Genomic DNA, 18,164 nt, shown 5'->3' with positions numbered 1-18,164 from the left:
TGGTCGACCTTCCTTCGGCCCCGGTGGCGGCCGGGTGTTGAAGTCTTGCTCAGCCCCTCGCCAGTCCCAAGCATATGTGTCGAATGTGACTGATGAGGTTTCTTTGCTACGCCGAGGTTATCGGCCGAGCGCCCATCAAGGCGGTACCGACACGCACAACCGTCGAACCGTGTTCGATCGCCGATTCCAGATCGCCGGACATTCCCGCGGAAAGTTCCGTCGCGTCCGGATGATCGGCCAGTAGCAGAGTGTGCAACATCGCAATTCGTGCGAATGCCGCATCAGACTCCGCCCCCAAGGGCGGAATGGCCATCAGACCGGACAGCCGCAATCCCGGCGCGGCGGCGACCTGTTCGGCGAGCGCGGCGAGATTGTGCGCAGGCACACCGCCTCGTGTGGCGTCGTCGTCCAGGCTCACCTGGAGCAATACTCGAACCGGACCGGTACGATCCCCGGCGTCCAACGCGGCCCGCGCACCGGCGTCAAGGGCGGTTGCCAGACGTTCGCTGTCGACCGAGTGGACGGTGTGCGCCCAGCGGGCCACGACCTTCGCTTTGTTCCGTTGCAGCCGCCCGATCATGTGCCAGCTGATGTCGGCGAGTCCTTCGTCACGCAATACCACCACCTTGGTGGTGGCTTCCTGCTCGCGCGACTCGCCGAACTCTCGTCGACCGAGCCGATGCAGGATCGCCACATCGGAGGCGGGGAAGAATTTCGTCACCGGCAGCAGCCGCACGGAGCCCGGAGCCCGGCCGGCCGCTGCGCAGGCCGCGTCGACCCGCGCGAGCAGACCCGACAGGTTGGCCTTCAGCTCGGCGGTTCTGGCCGCCTGCGTGTCGGACACCGCAGTCTCGGCCTCGGCGCTCATCGGGGCACCTCGCTGATGCTCGGCTCCGTCGTGCGCGACTGCGCCCTGGGCTCTCGGCTCACTCGCTGACGCTCCCTCACGCTATGGCCTCCCGCCAAATCACCCCGCCGATCCGGCCGGTCGGGGCTCCACGACGATGGCTGAACAGCGTGCGGTCCTCGATCGTGCAGCGCGGGTCGACGGCGACCGCGGCGACCCCGGCCTCGGTGAGCTGCCGGGAGATTCCGGCGCGCAGGTCGAGCGCGGGGGTGCCGCGGACGGTGGTGGTGGCGCTGCCGGGCAAGTGCGCCTCGACGTCGTCGCGCATCGCGGCGGGAACTTCGTACTGGCGGCCGGAGGCGGCAGGCCCGAGGAAGGCGCCGATGCGGTCGAGGCGCGCACCGACGGACACCATGGCGTCGAGCACGCGCGGAACGATGCCGATGCGGGCGCCGATGCGTCCGGCGTGCACCGCCGCGATCACGCCCGCCTCGTCGTCGGACAGCAGAATGGGGACGCAGTCGGCGGTGAGTACCACGAGCGCGAGACCTGCCACGGTGGTGACCAGGGCATCAGTCGCGGGAACAGGCTGCTGCCTCGGGCCGTCGACGATTTCCACGTTGCGACCGTGGATCTGTTCCATCCACACCAGGCGGTCGGGCGTCAGGCCGATCCCTTGGGCCAGCCGATCCCGATTGCGCCGCACCGCCGCTGGATCGTCACCGACATGGTCGCCTAGGTTGAACGAGTCGTACGGCGGCGCCGAGAAGCCCCCCGCCCTGGTCGTCGTGACCCGTCGAACAGTCGTAGTCGCCGCAACAGTCATGAAACGAGCCTAGTGGCGCTGGGCGAGCGCCGAGGAAATGCCCACGTCGGGCCGGATTGGTCCCCCGCACTGTCTTCGGATCACGAAACGCACTCCCCCTGCGCCGACGTTCACGATATCGCTTGCCCCACCCAGGACACCGACCCAAGGTGCCCCGCGCATCCCGGCAAAGGCCGGGAGCTCACCATAACTCCGAGCTCGGGTCCGGCTTTCGCCGGAACCACTGTCCAGCCTGCTAGCCCCTCCGCATGAACGACGGCACGTCCACATCGTCGTCATCGTCGCCGTCGGCGTCCGGCGGCTGGATGTGCGAGCGCGAGTTGTTCGCGACCGTCGGCTCGGACAGCGGGCGCGGCCGTTCGGTGTCGCGATAGCTCGGCACCGCGCCTCGACTGCTGGTGCTCGCCGTCGTGTCGGTGCTGCGCGCCGCGACCTCGCTGCTGCGGCTCTGCCCGATCTCGCCGGACCGCGCCGAACCGATGGTGCTCCGGCTCGTGGTGTCGAAGGTGCGCCGGGCGGGGCCGCCGCCGTCGAAGCCCGCGGCGATCACGGTGACCCGCACCTCGTCGCCGAGCGAGTCGTCGATCACCGTTCCGAAGATGATGTTGGCCTCGATGTGCGCGGCCTCCTGCACCAGTGACGCCGCCTCGTTGATCTCGAACAGGCCCAGATCCGACCCGCCCGCGATCGACAGCAGCACACCGTGCGCGCCGTCCATGGACGCCTCGAGTAGCGGCGAGTTGATCGCCGCCTCGGCCGCTTTCACCGACCGGCCTTCGCCGCGCGAAGAACCGATGCCCATGAGGGCACTGCCCGCGCCCGACATCACGCTCTTGACGTCGGCGAAGTCGACGTTGATCAAGCCGGGGGTGGTGATCAGGTCGGTGATGCCCTGAACACCGTTGAGCAGCACCTCGTCGGCGGAGCGGAACGCGTCCATCAGGCTCACCGCCGCGTCGCCGAGCTGCAGCAGCCGGTCGTTCGGAATAACGATGAGTGTGTCGCAGGACTCACGCAGCAGGTTGATGCCTACCTCGGCCTGATTGCCGCGCCGCTTGCCCTCGAACGAGAACGGCCGCGTCACCACACCGATGGTCAGCGCTCCGAGCTTGCGCGCGATCTGCGCGACGACCGGGGCACCGCCGGTACCGGTGCCACCGCCCTCGCCCGCAGTGACGAAGACCATGTCGGCGCCCTTGAGCACCTCTTCGATCTCGTCCTTGTGGTCCTCGGCGGCCTTACGGCCGACTTCGGGATCGGCGCCGGCTCCGAGACCGCGGGTGAGCTCGCGGCCGACGTCGAGTTTGACGTCGGCATCGCTCATCAGCAGGGCCTGCGCGTCGGTATTGACCGCGATGAACTCGACACCTTTGAGTCCCTGTTCGATCATCCGGTTGACGGCATTCACACCGCCGCCGCCGATACCGACGACCTTGATCACCGCAAGGTAGTTGTGCGGGGGCGTCATGGGCTCTCGCCTTCCTTCGATCTAAAGCCTGTCGTTTCCGGATTCTCGGCACGCTGCCTTTTCGACCCGATCCGTGGGTCGGGTCGCTTCAGGGAAGCGAACCGCGGCTCGGGCAAACCCTAAACCTCAACCATAGGGTTAGCGTAATGTCAAGTATCCGACTGGTGCGGAACGCTATTCGCAGCCGACGCGATACGCGCGCAGGCGCGCCGAAACGAGAGTCAGAATCTTGTGTGATCCCGCTCGTCTCGCCGCTCCACACGTCGTATGGTGAACGGTTGCCCCCCGGGCCCCTTCTCGGCGTCGGAACTCGTCCCGGACCACCGAAAATTCCCTGGGCACAATGGGTGTGGATCACTTTACCGTGACCAGATTCGGACTCGAAACATCGAACACCGTTCCGGGGCGCGTCAACAGCGGTAACACGACCGCCGACTTGCGTTCGGCGTCATCAGCCCCGCCCCAGAGTACCGTGCGACCGTCCTTCAGATTCAGCGAAATATCCGAAATGGACCGTGCGACAACCTCACCCACCTGGATACCCAGTGCAGTGGGCACAATGGCGAGCACCGAAACCGCGGCGCGCGTCACCGGGTCGTCGCTGCCCGGATGATCGGTGACCAACTTCGGCACGCCGATCGGCGCGGCCTCGATCGCGAATTCCACGCTCTGCGCGTCCAGTAGATGCGCGCCCTGCGGGCTGCCGTAGAACAACACCGGAACGCGCTCCACGACCGTCACCCGGACCGTGGACGGAAATACCCGCCGCACCCGCGCCGTGTGCACTCTCGGAATGCCCGCAACCCGCCGGGCGATCTCGGTGGTGTCTATCCGCAGCATGGAGCGACCGGACGGAATTTCGACCAGATCGCGCACCTGTTGTTCGGGCACCGCGGACACGCCCTCGATCCGTACGGTGCGCACCGAGAACACCGGCGTGAACCAAACGACAACGCCGACCGCTGCAAGAACGCACACGCTCAGCAATGCCCACCATCGAATTCGGCGCCATTCGCCCGCGGCGAACCGATCAGCCGCGGATCGCCCGACCCCGCGCACCCCGGGTCACCGTCCGTACTGGGGCCGCGCCCGTAGCCCGTCGAGGATCTGGCTGCCGAGCATCGTCACATCGCCCGCACCCATGGTGATCACCACATCGCCCGGCAGGGCCAGGCCCGCGACCTGACGACCGACCCGGGACATATCCGGCTGGTAATGCACCGGTTTCGTAACCGCCTGGGCCACCAGTGCGCCGTTGACGCCGGGCAGCGGCTTCTCCCGCGCGCCATAGACATCGAGCACGACGACCTCGTCGGCCAAGCTCAGCGCGGTGCCGAAGTCCTGTGCGAACGTTGCGGTGCGGCTGTAGAGATGCGGCTGGAAGACCACGATCACCCGCCCCTGCCGGGACCGGGCGCCGTCGCGGGCTTCCTGCTGGACCAGTTCGGCGGCGGCGCCGAGCACGGCGCGCACCTCGGTCGGGTGATGGGCGTAGTCGTCGAAAACCCGCACGCCATTCTCCCGTCCGGCGAACTGGAACCGGCGGTGCACGCCCCCGAAACCCTCCAGGCCCTGGATGATCTCGCCCATGTCAGCACCGGCGGCACGGGCCGCGAGCAGGGCGGCGAGCGCATTGAGCGCCATGTGCCTGCCCGGCACCGACAGCCGCAGAGTGCGCGGCGCGGCCTCGTCGGCGAGCTGGAACTGGGCGATGCCCCCGACGTCACGCGGCTCCCAGCTGTGCAACCGGGCGCCCACCGCGACCGGCGCATCGGCGAGATCGCCCGATCCGTAGCCGAGCACCTGGACGTTCTTCGCGGCCAGCCGCGCACCTACCCGTTCGGCCAGCGCCCGCGAGCCCGGATCGTCCAGGCACACCACCAGCAGTCCGCCCGGGGCAAGGCGGTCGGCGAAGTCGTCGAAGACTTGGACGTAGGCCTGGTCGGAGCCGAAGAAATCCAGGTGATCGGACTCGATGTTGGTGACCACCGCGACGTCCGGGTCGTACTGCAGCAGCGAGCCGTCGCTCTCGTCGGCCTCGGCCACGAAGATGTCCCCGGTGCCGTGGTGGGCATTGGTGCCCGCCTCGTTCAGCTCGCCGCCGACCGCGAAGGACGGGTCGAACCCGCAGTGTTGCAACGACACGATCAGCATCGACGTGGTCGAGGTCTTGCCGTGCGTGCCAGAGACGAGCAACGTGCGATGCCCTCGCATCAGCGCGGCGAGCACAGCCGGGCGCAGCAACACCGGGATGTCGCGCCGATTCGCCTCCACCAGTTCCGGATTGGTCTTCGGGATGGCCGCGTAGGTGGTGACCACCGCGGTCGGGCCGCCCGGCAGCAGGTCGAGCGCGGTCGCGTCGTGGCCGATCCGCACCTGCGCACCCCGGGCGCGCAGCGCGAGCACGCCGCGGCTCTCCTTGGCATCGGAACCCGAGACCGCGCCGCCGCGGGCGAGCAGAATACGGGCGATCCCGGACATCCCGGCCCCGCCGATACCCACCATGTGCACCCGAGCCAGCTCCAGTGGCAAAGCGGAACGTTCGGTGGTGGTCTCCGCTCCCACCCCGTTCCCCGTGGTATCGCTCACGACTGCACCTCGCCGGCGCTCGGCTCCATCGCGCGCGAGTGCGCGCTGTGCCCATGATTCACTCGCTGACGCTCGCTCACCGGCGCGCCACCTCCATCGCGATCCGCGCCACCTCGTCGGCGGCGTCGCGGTGCCCGGCGCCTGCGGCGGCCCGGCCCATCTCGATCAGCCCTGCGGGATCCATGAGCAGCGGAATCACCTCATCGGTCACATACTTGGGCGTCAGTTCCGAATCGGGGACAATTCTGCCACCCCCCTGGCGCACCACCGGTCTCGCGTTGAGTTCCTGCTCCCCGTTGCCGTGCGGAAGCGGCACGTAGAACGCGGGCAGCCCGACTGCGGAGACCTCCGCGACCGTCATCGCGCCCGACCGGCAGACCACCGCGTCGGCGGCGGCATAGGCGAGGTCCATCCGGGAAAGGTACGGCACCGCCACATAGCGGGAGCCGCCCGCGCCGGAATCGGCGGATTCGGCAAGCGCGAGCGTGTTCTTGGGCCCATGCGCGTGCAGCACCGAGATGCCTGCCGCGGCGAGCTGCGGTGCGGCGGCGGACACGGCCTCGTTCAGGGTTCGCGCACCCTGAGAACCGCCGAATACCAACAGCACCGGCCCTTCGGGGGGCAGACCGAAGTGGGCGCGCGCCTCCGCACGCAGCGCGGCACGGTCCAGGCTCGTAATCGATTCGCGCACCGGAATGCCGATGACCTGGGCGTTCCCCAGGCCCGAATCCGGAACGGCGGCAAGCACCCGCGCGGCGCGGCGCGCACCGATCATGTTCGAGATGCCCGCTTTGGCATTTGCCTCGTGCACCACTACCGGCACCGCACGCCGACGGCGCAGCACGCCCGTGCCCGCGGCGAGATACGCGGGTAGGGCCACATATCCGCCGAAGCCGATGATCACGTCGGCGTCGACCGCATCGATCACCGCTCGGGTCCTGGCCACCGATGCCCGCACCCGTCCGGGCAAGCGCACCAGATCGGCGGTGGGCTTGCGCGGCAACGGAACCGGGGGAATCAGCTCGAGGGGATAGCCACGGTCCGGAACCAGGCGGGTCTCCAGCCCGCGTTCGGTGCCCAGCGCCGTCACCCGGATCGAATCGTCGAGCCGTCGCAATGCGTCCGCCACCGCCAGTGCCGGCTCGATGTGGCCCGCCGTACCGCCGCCCGCGACGATTACCGAGATCACCTAGATCTTCCCCGTTCTCTTGCGTGATTGACCGGATAACTGGGTTCCCATGCCCTGGTGGCGCGTGCCGAGCTGGTGCCACGGCTCTCGGGCGACCGGCGCCGCGCCGGCGCCGCGCCGGAAGCCGCACGCTCGCCAGTCGGTAGCGCCGATGACCTGCGGGCAGCAGGCGACCTGCCGCGCTGGGCGGTCCCGGCGCGGGCCGCGCTCGCCCGGTAGACCTCGGGTTTGGGCAGCCGCAGCAGTCTGCTGAACCGACCATCCTGCCCGGCGTGCAGCGCCGCCACCGCCTCCGGCTCGTGCCTGGCCGCGTTCGCGATGATGCCGAACATGAACAGCGTGATGGCCAATGACGACCCGCCCGCGGAGACCAGCGGCAGCTGCAAGCCGGTCACCGGGAGCAGGCCGACCACGTAGCCGATGTTGATCAGCGCCTGCGCGGTAATCCAGGTCGTCGCGGTTGCGGTGAGCAGCCGCAGGAACGGATCCACCGAGCGGGCGGCGATGCGCAGACCGGTGTAGACGAACAGCGCGAACAGGCCGAGCACCAGCGCGCAGCCCAGATAGCCGAGCTCTTCGCCGATGATCGCGAAGATGAAGTCGTTGTGCGAGTTGGGCAGGTAGCTCCACTTGGCCCGGCTCTGTCCTAGGCCGCGGCCCCAGATGCCACCGTCGGCCAGCGAGTAGAGCGCTTGGCGCGCCTGGTAGTTGATGCCCTGCGGGTCGTCACCCGGATTGAAGAACGCGCGCATCCGATCCGAGCGATAGCCGGCGGACAGCGCGAGCACCCCGGCGGCGATCGCGCCGGACAGTGCGATCGTCACGAACAGCCGCACCGGCAGACCACCGAACCACAGCAGTGCCGCGAGCACCACGCCGAGCGCGATGGTGGTGGACAGATTCGGCTGCAGCACGACGAGCAGGCATACCAGCAGACCGGCGGGGACCAGCGGAACCAGCATGTCCTTGAGGCTCGCGTGCTCGGAACGGCGGGAGACCAGCAGGTGCGCGCCCCACACCACCAGCGTCACCTTCACGATTTCCGACGGCTGCACCGAGACCGGCCCGAGCATCAACCACCGCCGTGCACCCTGAACCTCCGACCCGATGCCGGGGATGAGCACCAGCAGCAGCGCCAGCACCGACAGCGCGAACAGCGGGAACGACCACTGCCGCAGCCGGCGCAGCGGGATACACAGCGCAAGATAGAACAGCACGGTCCCGACCGCGGCGAACATGGCCTGCTGAATGAACAGCGAGTAGGCCGATCCGCCGTCCGCGTACGCCTCGACACTGGAGGCCGACAGCACCATCACCAGGCCGAGCACGGTGAGCAGGGTAGCGATGGTGACCACCAGATGGAACGACGCGAGTGGCCGCGCGAGCCAGGCCCCGAACCGAGTGGCCGCCGTACGTTTGCGCCGCGCCGATTCCGTCATAGCCGCCGCCCGATGTCCCCGTCTTCCAGGGCATGCACCGCCGCGGCGAAGCTGCGGCCCCGGTGCGTGTAGTCGGCGAACATGTCCAGTGACGCGGCGGCGGGAGCCAGCAGCACGGTGTCGCCGCTGCGGGCGAATCCGGCCGCCGCGCGCACGGCGTGGGCCATCACGGCGTCGGCCGCGGCGGTTCTCGACGCTTCGTCACCCATCTCTGCATCGTCTCCCGCGAGCAGCTCGACGACCGGGACCTCGGGCGCGTGTCGCGCCAACACGGCCGCGATCACCGGCGCGTCGGCGCCGATCAGCACCGCAGCGACCAGCCGGTCGGCGACCTCCTCGACCAGGTCCTCGACGTGCGCGCCTTTGAGCTGTCCACCGGCCACCCAGATCACCTGCGGGTGCGCCAGGATCGATGACCGCGCGGCATGGGGGTTGGTGGCCTTGGAGTCGTCGACGAACTCGACACCGGCCAGCTCCCGCACGAATGCGGCACGGTGCGGGCCGACCTTGTGCTCGATCAGGCCCTCGCGAACGAACTGCGGTGCGACGTCGATCGCCCTGGTCAGCGCGGACGCGGCGAGTGCGTCGGCGACACCGGCGGGGCCGGGCGGGCTGATGTCGCCGACCTCGGCGAGGATGGCGGCCTTGGTGAACGCGCGATCGAGCAGCTTGCCGTCGACTACGCCGAGTTCGCCGTCGGCGGGCACGCCGATGCGGAAGCCCACCGTCCTGCGCGCCTTGGACTTGCGCGCCAGCGAGGCCGCGACGGGATCGTCCAGACCGACCACGCCGACGCGGCCGACCAGCGCCCGCGCCTTCGCTGCGGCGTACGCGTCCAGACCACCGTGCCAATCCAGGTGATCCTCGGCAACGTTGAGCACTACCCCCGCCTCCGGGCGCACCGACGGCGCCCAATGCAGCTGGAACGATGACAGCTCGACCGCGAGCACCTGCGGGCCGGGACTACGCCGCAGGGCGTCCAGGATCGGAAGGCCGATGTTGCCGCAGGCGACGCTGGCGATACCTGCCGCGCGCAGGATCGCGTGGGTCATCTGCGTGGTCGTGGTCTTGCCGTTGGTTCCGGTGACGACCAGCCATTTGCGGACCGGGCCGTAGATCCTGGCCTGATCGACCCACCAAGCGAATTCGACGTCACCCCACACCGGCGTGCCCTCGGCCACCGCGGAGGCGAGCACCGGCGAGTCCGGCCGCCAGCCCGGGCTGGTGATCACCAATGCGAACCGGCTCCAGTCCGCGGATTCCAGCTCGGCGCAGGTGGCCACATCCAGTCCGAGCTCCGCGGCTTCGGACAGCGCCGCGGCGCCGCCGTCGGTGACCACCGGACGCGCGCCGATATCGCGCAGCGGTTCGACCAGCGAGCGCCCGGAAACGCCCCAGCCGGCGACCAGAACATCACGGCCGCGGAGGAATTCGAGCATGGGCCCCGGTGAACGTAGTGCTTTCGGAGAATGTTCGACCATCTCGTTCACCCGACCGCAGAGAGGTATTCGCTGTAGAACAAACCGAGACCGACGGCCGAGGCCATCGCGGCCAACAGCCAGAACCTGATGATCACGGTCGTCTCGGCCCACTTGCTGAGTTCGAAATGATGATGGAACGGCGCCATCTTGAACAACCGGTTACGCGTCGTACGGAACACCGCGACCTGCAACACCACCGACGCCGTCTCGGCAACGAACAGCGCGCCGATGACGATCATCAGCAGCTCGGTCCTGGTGGTGATGGACAAACCGGCGAGCATGCCACCCAATGCCAGCGAACCGGTGTCACCCATGAAGATCTTGGCCGGGGCGGCGTTCCACCACAGGAAGCCGACGCACGCGGCGGCGCCCGCAGCGCACACCAGTGCGAGATCCAGCGGATCGCGAACGTTGTAGCAGCCGGTCTCCGGCTTGGTCTCACACGCGTGGTAGTACTGCCAGAACGTGATGATCACGTACCCGCCGAGCACCAGGCTCATCGATCCGGCAGCCAGTCCGTCCAGTCCGTCGGTGAGATTCACCGCGTTGGACCATGCGACCACCACGAAGCACACGAAAACCAGGAACACGACAACGCCCATGGTCACCGTGCTGATGTCACGCACGTAGGACAGGTGCCTGCTGGCTGGGGTCAGCCCGCCCGCGCCGCGGAACTGCAACGCGAGCACGCCGAAGATCACGGCTGCGGACAGCTGACCGAGATATTTGCCCGCCGCGGTCAACCCCAGGTTGCGCTGCTTACGGATCTTGATGAAGTCGTCCACGAAGCCCACCGCGCCGAGGGCGGTCGCCAGACCGAGAACCAGCAACGCCGACGCCGACGGTCCCTCGGCGTCGTAACCGATGCCGATCAGATGAGAGCCCAGATATCCAGCCCATAGTCCGACCAGAATGGCAACGCCACCCATGGTGGGGGTGCCGCGCTTGGCCTGGTGGCTGGCGGGGCCGTCCACCCGAATCTCCTGGCCGAAACCCTGCTTGGCGAACATCTTGATCAACAGCGGGGTGAGCAGGATCGAGACCGTCAGCGCGATCGCCGCGGCAAAGAGAATCTGCCTCATCCTGCTGCCTCCGTGTCATGTCCCGCCCCGCTGCCCGTCGCGCCGCCGCGCCGGCCTGCCACGGAACCCGCCTCGGTCAGATGTTCGGCGACCTCCCACAGGCCCACCGATTTCGATGCCTTGACCAGCACCACGTCACCCGCCGTGACTTCCTCGTCGAGCAGAGCGATCGCCGCCTCGATATCCGGTACGAGGACCGACTCCTCGCCCCATGACCCTTCCATCACCGCTCCCTGGTGCAGCGCGCGGGAGGGCCTTCCGGTGCCGACCACCACCACGCGGCTGACGTCGAGCCGCACGGCGAGCCTGCCGATCGCGTCGTGTTCGAGGACGGATTCCGCACCGAGTTCGCCCATCTCGCCGAGCACGGCCCAGCTGCGGCGCGGCGTCTCGCCCGCGCGCGCCATGCTCACCAGCGCTTTCAGTGCGGCGCGGACCGAGTCCGGGTTGGCGTTATAGGAGTCGTTGACCACGGTGATCCCGTCGGCGGTCGTCCGCACGTCCATCCGCCGGGCCGACGCGGCGTGCGCACCGGACAGCGCGCGCACCGCGGTGTCCAGATCCGCCCCGCATTCCAGTGCGACCGCGAGCGCGGACAGCGCGTTGCCGACATGGTGTTCGCCGTGCACGGCCAACCGCACCGGGGCGGCGCCCGCAGACGTGTGCACGGTGAACTCGGCCCGAGCCTGGTCGTCGAGCCGGATGTCGGTGGCGCGGATGTCGGCATTCCCGGCCTGCCCGACGGTCAGCACGCGTGCCGATGTGCGCGCGGCCATCGCGGCGACCTGGGGATCGTCGGCGTTGAGCACAGCGAGCCCGGTCGAGGGCAGCGCCTCGACCAGCTCGCCCTTGGTCTTGGCGATGGCTTCCCGGCTGCCGAACTCGCCGAGATGAGCGGTGCCGACGTTGAGCACCACCCCGATGCTCGGCGGCGCCACTTCGGCCAGCGCGGCGATGTGGCCCGGACCGCGGGCGGACATCTCGAGTACCAGGAAGCGGGTCTCGGCGTCGGCGCGCAGCGCGGTCCAGGGGTGGCCCAGCTCGTTGTTGAACGATCCCGGCGGGGCGATCACGGGCCCGAGCGGGGCCAGCACCGCGGCCAGCAAATCCTTCGTGGAAGTCTTGCCGGAGGAGCCGGTGACGCCGACGACGGTGAGACCACCGTCCGCGACGAGGCGCGACACGCTCGCACGCGCCAACGCCGCGAGCGCTGCGAGCACAGCGGCGCCGGAACCATCCGAATCATGGGACAGCGCAACCGAATTCGCGGGCACCGAGCCTGGGTCGGGAGCGACAACGATGGCGGGCACACCCACCGGCCGTGCCGCGAGAACCGCGACCGCACCCGCGGCGATCGCCGCACCCGCGTAGTCGTGGCCGTCAGAGCTCGCCCCCGGCAGGGCCAAGAAAAGATCACCGGAACCGATTCGGCGCGAATCGAATTCGGCCGCGCCGGTCACTCGCACCTCCGGGTCGGGAACGTCGTGCAGCGTGCCGCCGACGACGTCCGCGATCTCCCGCAGTGTCATCTCGATCATGAAACCGTCAAGTCCTCCGCGTGGTTACCTTGCGGACTTCGTCTTTCCAATGCGGCCGCGAGCACCTCGCGGTCATCGAACGGATGCTTCACGCCCTGGATCTCCTGCCCTGCCTCATGTCCCTTGCCCGCGATCAGCACCACGTCGCCGGGGCGCGCCCATGTCACCGCTGCCGCAATCGCTTCGGCCCGATCACCGATCTCGCGCACCTCGCCGCGCTCCACCTCCGGCACGTCCATCGCTCCCGAGCGCATGGCGGCGCGGATGGCCGCCGGGTCCTCGGTGCGCGGGTTGTCGTCGGTGATGATCAGCAGATCGGCGCCCCGCGCGCCGACCGACCCCATCAGCGGTCGCTTGCCCGCGTCGCGGTCACCGCCCGCGCCGACGACCACGGCGAGCCGTCCCACGGGGCCCACGGCGAGATGTCCACGGAGCGTAGCGATCACGGACTGCAGCGCCGCGGGCTTGTGCGCGTAGTCGACGATCGCCAGGAAGTCCTGTCCGCGCTCGACTCGCTGCATCCGGCCCGGCACGTCCACGGTGGCCAGGGCGGGAGCGGCGACCGACGGCTCGACCCCCGCCGCGGCGCACACGGCGACCGCGAGCAACCCGTTGGCGATGTTGTAGTGGCCGGGAAGCCGCAGCCGCACGGAAACATTCCCCTGCGGACCGGAGGCCGTGAAATCCTGCTCGCCGCCGTGCGCCGACACCGCGCCGGAAACGCTCCAGTCGGCGGATCGCTTGGTGGACACGGTGATCGGACTCGCGACAACCTCGGTGAGCCGCCGCCCCCACTCGTCGTCCACGCAGATCACCGCGGCGCGTGCCGCCACCGGCGAATCCGGTTCGAACAACCTGCGTTTGGCGGCGAAGTAGTCCTCGAAGTCGGCGTGGAAATCCAGGTGGTCCTGGGACAGGTTGGTGAACGCGCCGACCGCGAACCGCACACCGTCCACCCGGCCCAGCGCCAGTGCGTGGCTGGACACCTCCATGATCACCGCGTCCACGCCCTGCTCGACCATCAGTGCGAACATCGCGTGCAGTTGGGGCGCCTCCGGGGTGGTCAGCGCGCTGGGCACCCGCCTGCCGCCGATCCTGGTCTCGATCGTCCCGATCAGCGCCGTGGACAGCCCAGCGGCGGCCAGACCGGCCTCCACCAGATAGGAGGTCGTCGTCTTGCCCGAGGTCCCGGTGATCCCGATGATGCGCAACCGCTCGGACGGGTTGCCGTAGATCGCCGCCGACAGGTCCCCGAGCACCCTGCGCGGGTTCTCCCGCACCAGCACCGGCACGTCCAGCTCCCGCGCCGACTCCGCGCCCGCCGCGTCGGTCAACACCGCGACGGCGCCCCGCGTGACCGCGTCCCGCACGAAGCGGGCGCCGTGCGACCGGGCACCGGGCAGCGCGGCGAACAGATCACCGGGCAGCACGGCGTTCGAGCGCTGCTCGATGCCGGTGATCGACACCCCACGCGCAGCCGGATCGAGGCTCGTTCCTGGCCCGATGACGGCGGCCAGCGACGCCAGCGGCGTTGTCGGCGAGTGCTCTGGCCGCAATGCGCGCGGTTGACCGGACTGCACAGAAACCAGGCTCCTTTCGGGGGCAGCGATCGACGTGTCAGGTTACCGGCGACCGATCACGGCGGGACCATGCGCCCCACCGCAAAGTGGTAGGTCACCACCGAACCCTACGGGCTCCGCCATCCCGCGCGTGCCGCGCCACGCGGCACATGTGAGGCCCCCGGCAGGGCCGGGGTGAGCACGGATCGAGCGGGGTGGCCGAATCACCCCGCCTGGAGCACGAAACGCTTGGAGGGCCCCGGCGACGGAGGAATGCGATCACGTTGCAGCGCCCACGAGGCGATGTTATGGAACAGCGGCGCCACCGAACCACCACCGCTGCCGTCGGAGCTGCGTTCGGGCGCATCGAGCATGAGGCCGATCACGTAGCGCGGATTGTCGGCGGGGACCATACCCGCGAAAGTGATCCAGAACGACGATGTCGAATAGCATTGACAGTCCGGGTCGACCTTCTGTGCGGTCCCGGTCTTGCCCGCCACCTGGTAGCCCGTGACGGCCGCGGGCCAACCTGTGCCGTTCTGGTTGGCGTTCATCGCGTCACGCTGCACGACCGCCTGGAACATCGTCCGCAATGTCGCCGCGGTCTTCGGGCTCACCACCCGCACCGCGTCCGGCTGCAGTTCCTCGGTTCGCCTGCCATCCGGTGCGATCTCGGCTTTGACGATTCTCGGCGGTATGCGCACGCCGTCGTTGGCAATGGCCTGGTACATGCTCGCCATCTGCAACGTCGTCATCGAGAGACCCTGTCCGATCGGGAGATTCGCGAACGTACCACCTGACCACTGATCGCGGTCGGGTACCAGCCCCGGGCTCTCCCCCGGCAAGCCGATCCCCGTGCGCTGCCCCAGCCCGAACCGATTCACCATGTCGGCGAATCGGTTCTCGCCGACCCGCTGCGCCAGCATCAGCGTGCCCACGTTGGAGGACCGGCCGAAGATGCCGGTCGTGGTGTAGGGCGTTACGTCGTGTGACCACGCGTCGTGGACGGTGACGCCTGCCATCTGGATCTCACCAGGTACCTGAAGCACCTCGTCGGGATCGGTCAAGCCGTACTCGATGGCCGCGGAGGCGGTAATGATCTTGTTCACCGAGCCCGGCTCGAACACGTCCGAGACCGACGGATTGTTCAACTCGGCGCCTGCCCAATTCTGCGGTCCCAGCGCCGGATTGAAGGTGTTGTCATTGGCCATCGCCAGCACCTGGCCGGTCTTGGCGTCGAGGACGACCGCCGACGCGCCGTTCGCGCCGGATACCTCCTTGGCCTGCTGCACCTGCTGCTGCACGTAGTACTGCAGGTCCGAGTCCAAGGTGAGCTCGACGGCGGAACCGTTCACCGCGGGCTGTTCATCTCGCCAGCTCCCGGGGATGACCGCGCCATCGGACCCGCGATCGTAGGTGTGCGACCCGTCGGTACCCGCCAGCGCGGAGTCCATCGACGACTCGAGTCCGACCTGGCCGTGGCCGTCCCACCCGGTGGCGCCGACGACGTTCGCCGCCAGCGCGCCACCGGGATACACCCGGATGCTCTGTTGGTCGGAGCCCACTTGCGAGAACTTCTCGGTGATTTCCGCCGCGATACGCGGATCGACATTGCGGGCGAGGTAGACGAACTGTTCGTCGCTGCGCAGCTTCGCAAGCAAGTCCGATTCCGCGGGCGCGTCCTTACCGAGTTTCTCGTGGATCGTGCGCGCGATGGCGCGCAGTCGCTCATCCGGATCAGGCGCCTTGTCGCTCTTGGCTTTGGCGTCCGCCAGCTCCTTGCGGACCCGGACCGGTTGGAAGGTCAAGGCTTTGGCGGAGATGGTGAAGGCGAGCGACTTGCCGTTGCGATCGGTAATCGGCCCGCGGGTCGCCTGGTCGGGCTGGTGGGTGGTGCGCTGGCTGGCAGCCCGCGCCGACAGACCCGGCGCCGCGACGCTCTGCACCCACAGCAGTTGCAGCGCGACGACGGCGAGCGCGACCAGCATGACCACCCGGCCGACACCGAGGCGCAGCCGCAGCGGCCCGTCCGAGGCGGGCGGCGCGGACTGGCGCGGTCTGCCGGCTCCGGACGCGGCAGGCCCACGGCGCCGGCGGGGCGCCGGCCTGGTCTGCGTCATCGTGGGGATCCGTCGGGTACGGCCTGCGGCTGCGGCGTCTCGACCGGCGACTGCGGTGCCTCCGCCTCCGCCTGCCGCTGGGGCACCTCCGCCTGCGGCGGCGATGCTTCCGCCTGCTGCTGCGGGCCCGCTGCCTGCGGCGCCGGTTCGGCGGGCAGTGGACCGGTCTGCGCCGGACCGCCCGGACTCGCGGGCGCGGCGTTCACCTGGATGTTGTTCTGCTGCTCTGTGTTCTTCTGGCCCGGCGCAGGCACGGCAGGCGTGGTGGTGACCGGGACCACCCGCTCGCCCCTGGCCTGCACGCTACCCGGCTGCGCCGACGGCGAAACGTTCAGCGGCGGCACCGGAGCGCCCTGGGCGGGAGTCGGCTTGCCGATCACCGTGACAGTGCCGTCCGGCGCGATGACGAGGCGGGCCGGGTCCTTGGCCGGGATCATGCCGAGTTCGCGCGCTCGTGCGGCCAGCTCCGGCGCTGAATCGGCGGCCTCGACCTCCCGCTGCAGCGCGGCGCGCTCGTCGGCCAGCTTCCGGTTGGTCGCTCGCGCGTCGCCGAGCTGGTAGCTGTCCTCGGCGGCACGGGTGGTCAGCAGCAGGGTCAGCGCGAGGCCACAGCCGAGCAGCGCGATGATGGCCGTGACGAACGGGATGCGCGCGGCCATCGCCGAGCGCCGCACGGCGGGCACAACCGCCCGGTCCGAACGGCCTTCGGCGCGCATCCGCCGCCGTGCGTAAGCTCGTTGCGCCGCACCGGATTTCACCCGCTCGGCATCCTGTACCCGCCGGGCGATCCGGCCCGGCGCCTCGACGGTCCGCGTCCGCACGCTCATCGGTTCCCCTCCTCTGTCCGCACGGGACGCCGGATCGACACAGCGCGATGCTGTCTCGTCCGGCCTCCTGTGTCTCTGCGGGACACCCGCACCCGCTCGGCGCGGCACGGCGCTGCGCGATGGTCCCTCACCGCGCCTCCTGGATCCGCTCCGCTGCGCGCATCCGCACCGGAGCCGCCCGCGGGTTCTCCTCGATCTCCTGCTCGGTTGCCTTCTCCGCACCGCGGGTCAGCATCCGGAACTCCGGCCCCATGCCGGGTAGTTCGACCGGCAGGTCCACCGGGGTCCTGGAGACCGTGCGCGGCGCGAGCTCCTGCTTGACCACCTTGTCCTCCAGCGACTGGTAGGACATGACGACGATGCGGCCGCCGAGCCGCAGCGCGGCGAGCGCGGCGGGCAACGCGTCCCGCAGCGAGTCGAGTTCGCTGTTGACTTCCACCCGCAGCGCCTGGAAAGTGCGCTTCGCCGGATGTCCGCCGGTGCGGCGGGCCGCCGCGGGAATCGTGGCGTAAAGAAGTTCCACCAGCTCGCCGCTGGTGGTGAACGGCTTCTGCCTGCGACGGCGGACCACCTCGGCCGCGATCCGGCTCGCGAAGCGTTCCTCCCCGTAGGTTTTCAGCACCCGGGCCAGGTCGCCGTGGCTGTAGGTGTTGAGCACGTCGGCGGCGGTGTGACCGGTCGTCGGGTCCATCCGCATGTCCAGCGGCGCGTCGACGGAGTAAGCGAAGCCGCGGTCGGTCTCATCGAGTTGCATGGACGAGACGCCCAGATCCATCAGGATCGCCGAGACCGAGCCGGTGGTCGGCAGCCCCGCCTGAGTCAGCGCGTCGGCAATGCCGTCATAGCGGGTGTGCACCAACGTGACTCGATCCGCGAACGGCTCGAGCCGCTCTCCCGCCAGCTTCAGCGCAGTGGTGTCGCGGTCCAGTCCGACCAGGTGGATGTTCGGGTAGGTGTGTAGGAAATGCTCGGCGTGGCCGCCGAGACCCAGGGTTGCGTCGACATAGACCGCACCCGACTCGCGCAAGGCAGGACCGAGCAGCGCGTCGGCCCGCTCGAGCAGAACCGGAACATGGCGGGGGCCGTGCTGTTCACGGTTCACCTCGACCTCCCGGAGTCCTGCCTCGCGTCGTCGCGCACCGCACACGGGTCGCCTTGATACACAGTGCTTTTGATACGGATACGAATGCCCCGTGGTC

14 protein-coding genes are annotated in these 18,164 nt (G+C 69.2%); all 14 read right to left on the bottom strand.

Going from position 1 to position 18,164, the window contains the following annotated elements:
* Positions 1-106 precede the first annotated feature (106 nt).
* The 14 genes from AB4Z47_RS20950 to rsmH all read right to left on the bottom strand — a co-directional run bounded on the left by AB4Z47_RS20950 (position 107) and on the right by rsmH (position 18,067).
* Positions 107-868, bottom strand: coding sequence for a YggS family pyridoxal phosphate-dependent enzyme (locus tag AB4Z47_RS20950; RefSeq protein WP_441952995.1), 762 nt, complete (start codon positions 866-868; stop codon positions 107-109).
* A gap of 76 nt (positions 869-944) precedes the next feature.
* Positions 945-1,673, bottom strand: a complete 729-nt coding sequence (gene pgeF, locus AB4Z47_RS20945; protein WP_441952994.1) for a peptidoglycan editing factor PgeF — start codon at positions 1,671-1,673, stop codon at positions 945-947.
* 235 nt (positions 1,674-1,908) lie between these two features.
* Entirely contained in the window at positions 1,909-3,141 is a 1,233-nt protein-coding gene (gene ftsZ, locus AB4Z47_RS20940) for a cell division protein FtsZ (protein ID WP_441952993.1), read from the bottom strand.
* Positions 3,142-3,495: 354 nt separating this feature from the next.
* On the bottom strand, positions 3,496-4,119 hold the full coding sequence (locus AB4Z47_RS20935) for a cell division protein FtsQ/DivIB (protein ID WP_441952992.1): 624 nt from the start codon (positions 4,117-4,119) through the stop codon (positions 3,496-3,498).
* An 87-nt stretch (positions 4,120-4,206) separates the two neighbouring features.
* A complete protein-coding gene (murC, locus tag AB4Z47_RS20930; protein WP_441953021.1) occupies positions 4,207-5,646 on the bottom strand; it encodes a UDP-N-acetylmuramate--L-alanine ligase in 1,440 nt (479 codons plus the stop codon).
* 160 nt (positions 5,647-5,806) lie between these two features.
* Complete coding sequence (gene murG, locus AB4Z47_RS20925; protein ID WP_441952991.1) at positions 5,807-6,919, bottom strand: undecaprenyldiphospho-muramoylpentapeptide beta-N-acetylglucosaminyltransferase; 1,113 nt, start codon at positions 6,917-6,919, stop codon at positions 5,807-5,809.
* Positions 6,916-8,358 (bottom strand): putative lipid II flippase FtsW, encoded by a 1,443-nt coding sequence (ftsW, locus tag AB4Z47_RS20920; protein ID WP_441952990.1) that lies wholly within the window; start codon positions 8,356-8,358, stop codon positions 6,916-6,918. Before ftsW ends, murG begins: the two co-directional genes overlap by 4 nt.
* Positions 8,355-9,797, bottom strand: a complete 1,443-nt coding sequence (gene murD, locus AB4Z47_RS20915; RefSeq protein WP_441952989.1) for a UDP-N-acetylmuramoyl-L-alanine--D-glutamate ligase — start codon at positions 9,795-9,797, stop codon at positions 8,355-8,357. The genes ftsW and murD overlap by 4 nt, the downstream gene beginning before the upstream one ends.
* Before the next feature lie 47 nt (positions 9,798-9,844).
* On the bottom strand, positions 9,845-10,921 hold the full coding sequence (mraY, locus tag AB4Z47_RS20910) for a phospho-N-acetylmuramoyl-pentapeptide-transferase (protein WP_441952988.1): 1,077 nt from the start codon (positions 10,919-10,921) through the stop codon (positions 9,845-9,847).
* On the bottom strand, positions 10,918-12,459 hold the full coding sequence (locus AB4Z47_RS20905; protein ID WP_441952987.1) for a UDP-N-acetylmuramoyl-tripeptide--D-alanyl-D-alanine ligase: 1,542 nt from the start codon (positions 12,457-12,459) through the stop codon (positions 10,918-10,920). Before AB4Z47_RS20905 ends, mraY begins: the two co-directional genes overlap by 4 nt.
* Positions 12,456-14,039: a UDP-N-acetylmuramoyl-L-alanyl-D-glutamate--2,6-diaminopimelate ligase gene (locus AB4Z47_RS20900; RefSeq protein WP_441952986.1), complete on the bottom strand. Its 1,584-nt coding sequence runs from the start codon at positions 14,037-14,039 to the stop codon at positions 12,456-12,458. The genes AB4Z47_RS20905 and AB4Z47_RS20900 overlap by 4 nt, the downstream gene beginning before the upstream one ends.
* 203 nt (positions 14,040-14,242) lie before the next feature.
* Positions 14,243-16,138 (bottom strand): peptidoglycan D,D-transpeptidase FtsI family protein, encoded by a 1,896-nt coding sequence (locus AB4Z47_RS20895; RefSeq protein WP_441952985.1) that lies wholly within the window; start codon positions 16,136-16,138, stop codon positions 14,243-14,245.
* Positions 16,135-16,965 carry a hypothetical protein gene (locus AB4Z47_RS20890; protein ID WP_441952984.1) on the bottom strand — a complete coding sequence of 277 codons (831 nt, stop codon included), beginning with the start codon at positions 16,963-16,965 and terminating at the stop codon, positions 16,135-16,137. Before AB4Z47_RS20890 ends, AB4Z47_RS20895 begins: the two co-directional genes overlap by 4 nt.
* A 127-nt stretch (positions 16,966-17,092) precedes the next feature.
* Complete coding sequence (gene rsmH / locus AB4Z47_RS20885; protein ID WP_441952983.1) at positions 17,093-18,067, bottom strand: 16S rRNA (cytosine(1402)-N(4))-methyltransferase RsmH; 975 nt, start codon at positions 18,065-18,067, stop codon at positions 17,093-17,095.
* Between the last annotated feature and the right edge of the window lie 97 nt (positions 18,068-18,164).

The organism is Nocardia sp. 2TAF39 (assembly GCF_052114905.1).
Lineage (GTDB): Bacteria > Actinomycetota > Actinomycetes > Mycobacteriales > Mycobacteriaceae > Nocardia.
The sequence above is the reverse complement of the archived record's forward strand: the minus strand, read 5'-3'. Positions and strand labels throughout refer to the sequence as shown.

Coding starts and splice junctions, on each gene's coding strand:
- ftsZ (WP_441952993.1), bottom strand. CDS start 3,141: ATGACGCCCCCGCACAACTACCTTGCGGTGATCAAGGTCGTCGGTATC.
- AB4Z47_RS20890 (WP_441952984.1), bottom strand. CDS start 16,965: ATGAGCGTGCGGACGCGGACCGTCGAGGCGCCGGGCCGGATCGCCCGG.
- pgeF (WP_441952994.1), bottom strand. CDS start 1,673: ATGACTGTTGCGGCGACTACGACTGTTCGACGGGTCACGACGACCAGG.
- mraY (WP_441952988.1), bottom strand. CDS start 10,921: ATGAGGCAGATTCTCTTTGCCGCGGCGATCGCGCTGACGGTCTCGATC.
- ftsW (WP_441952990.1), bottom strand. CDS start 8,358: ATGACGGAATCGGCGCGGCGCAAACGTACGGCGGCCACTCGGTTCGGG.
- murC (WP_441953021.1), bottom strand. CDS start 5,646: ATGGTGGGTATCGGCGGGGCCGGGATGTCCGGGATCGCCCGTATTCTG.
- AB4Z47_RS20905 (WP_441952987.1), bottom strand. CDS start 12,459: ATGATCGAGATGACACTGCGGGAGATCGCGGACGTCGTCGGCGGCACG.
- murD (WP_441952989.1), bottom strand. CDS start 9,797: ATGCTCGAATTCCTCCGCGGCCGTGATGTTCTGGTCGCCGGCTGGGGC.
- AB4Z47_RS20895 (WP_441952985.1), bottom strand. CDS start 16,138: ATGACGCAGACCAGGCCGGCGCCCCGCCGGCGCCGTGGGCCTGCCGCG.
- AB4Z47_RS20950 (WP_441952995.1), bottom strand. CDS start 868: ATGAGCGCCGAGGCCGAGACTGCGGTGTCCGACACGCAGGCGGCCAGA.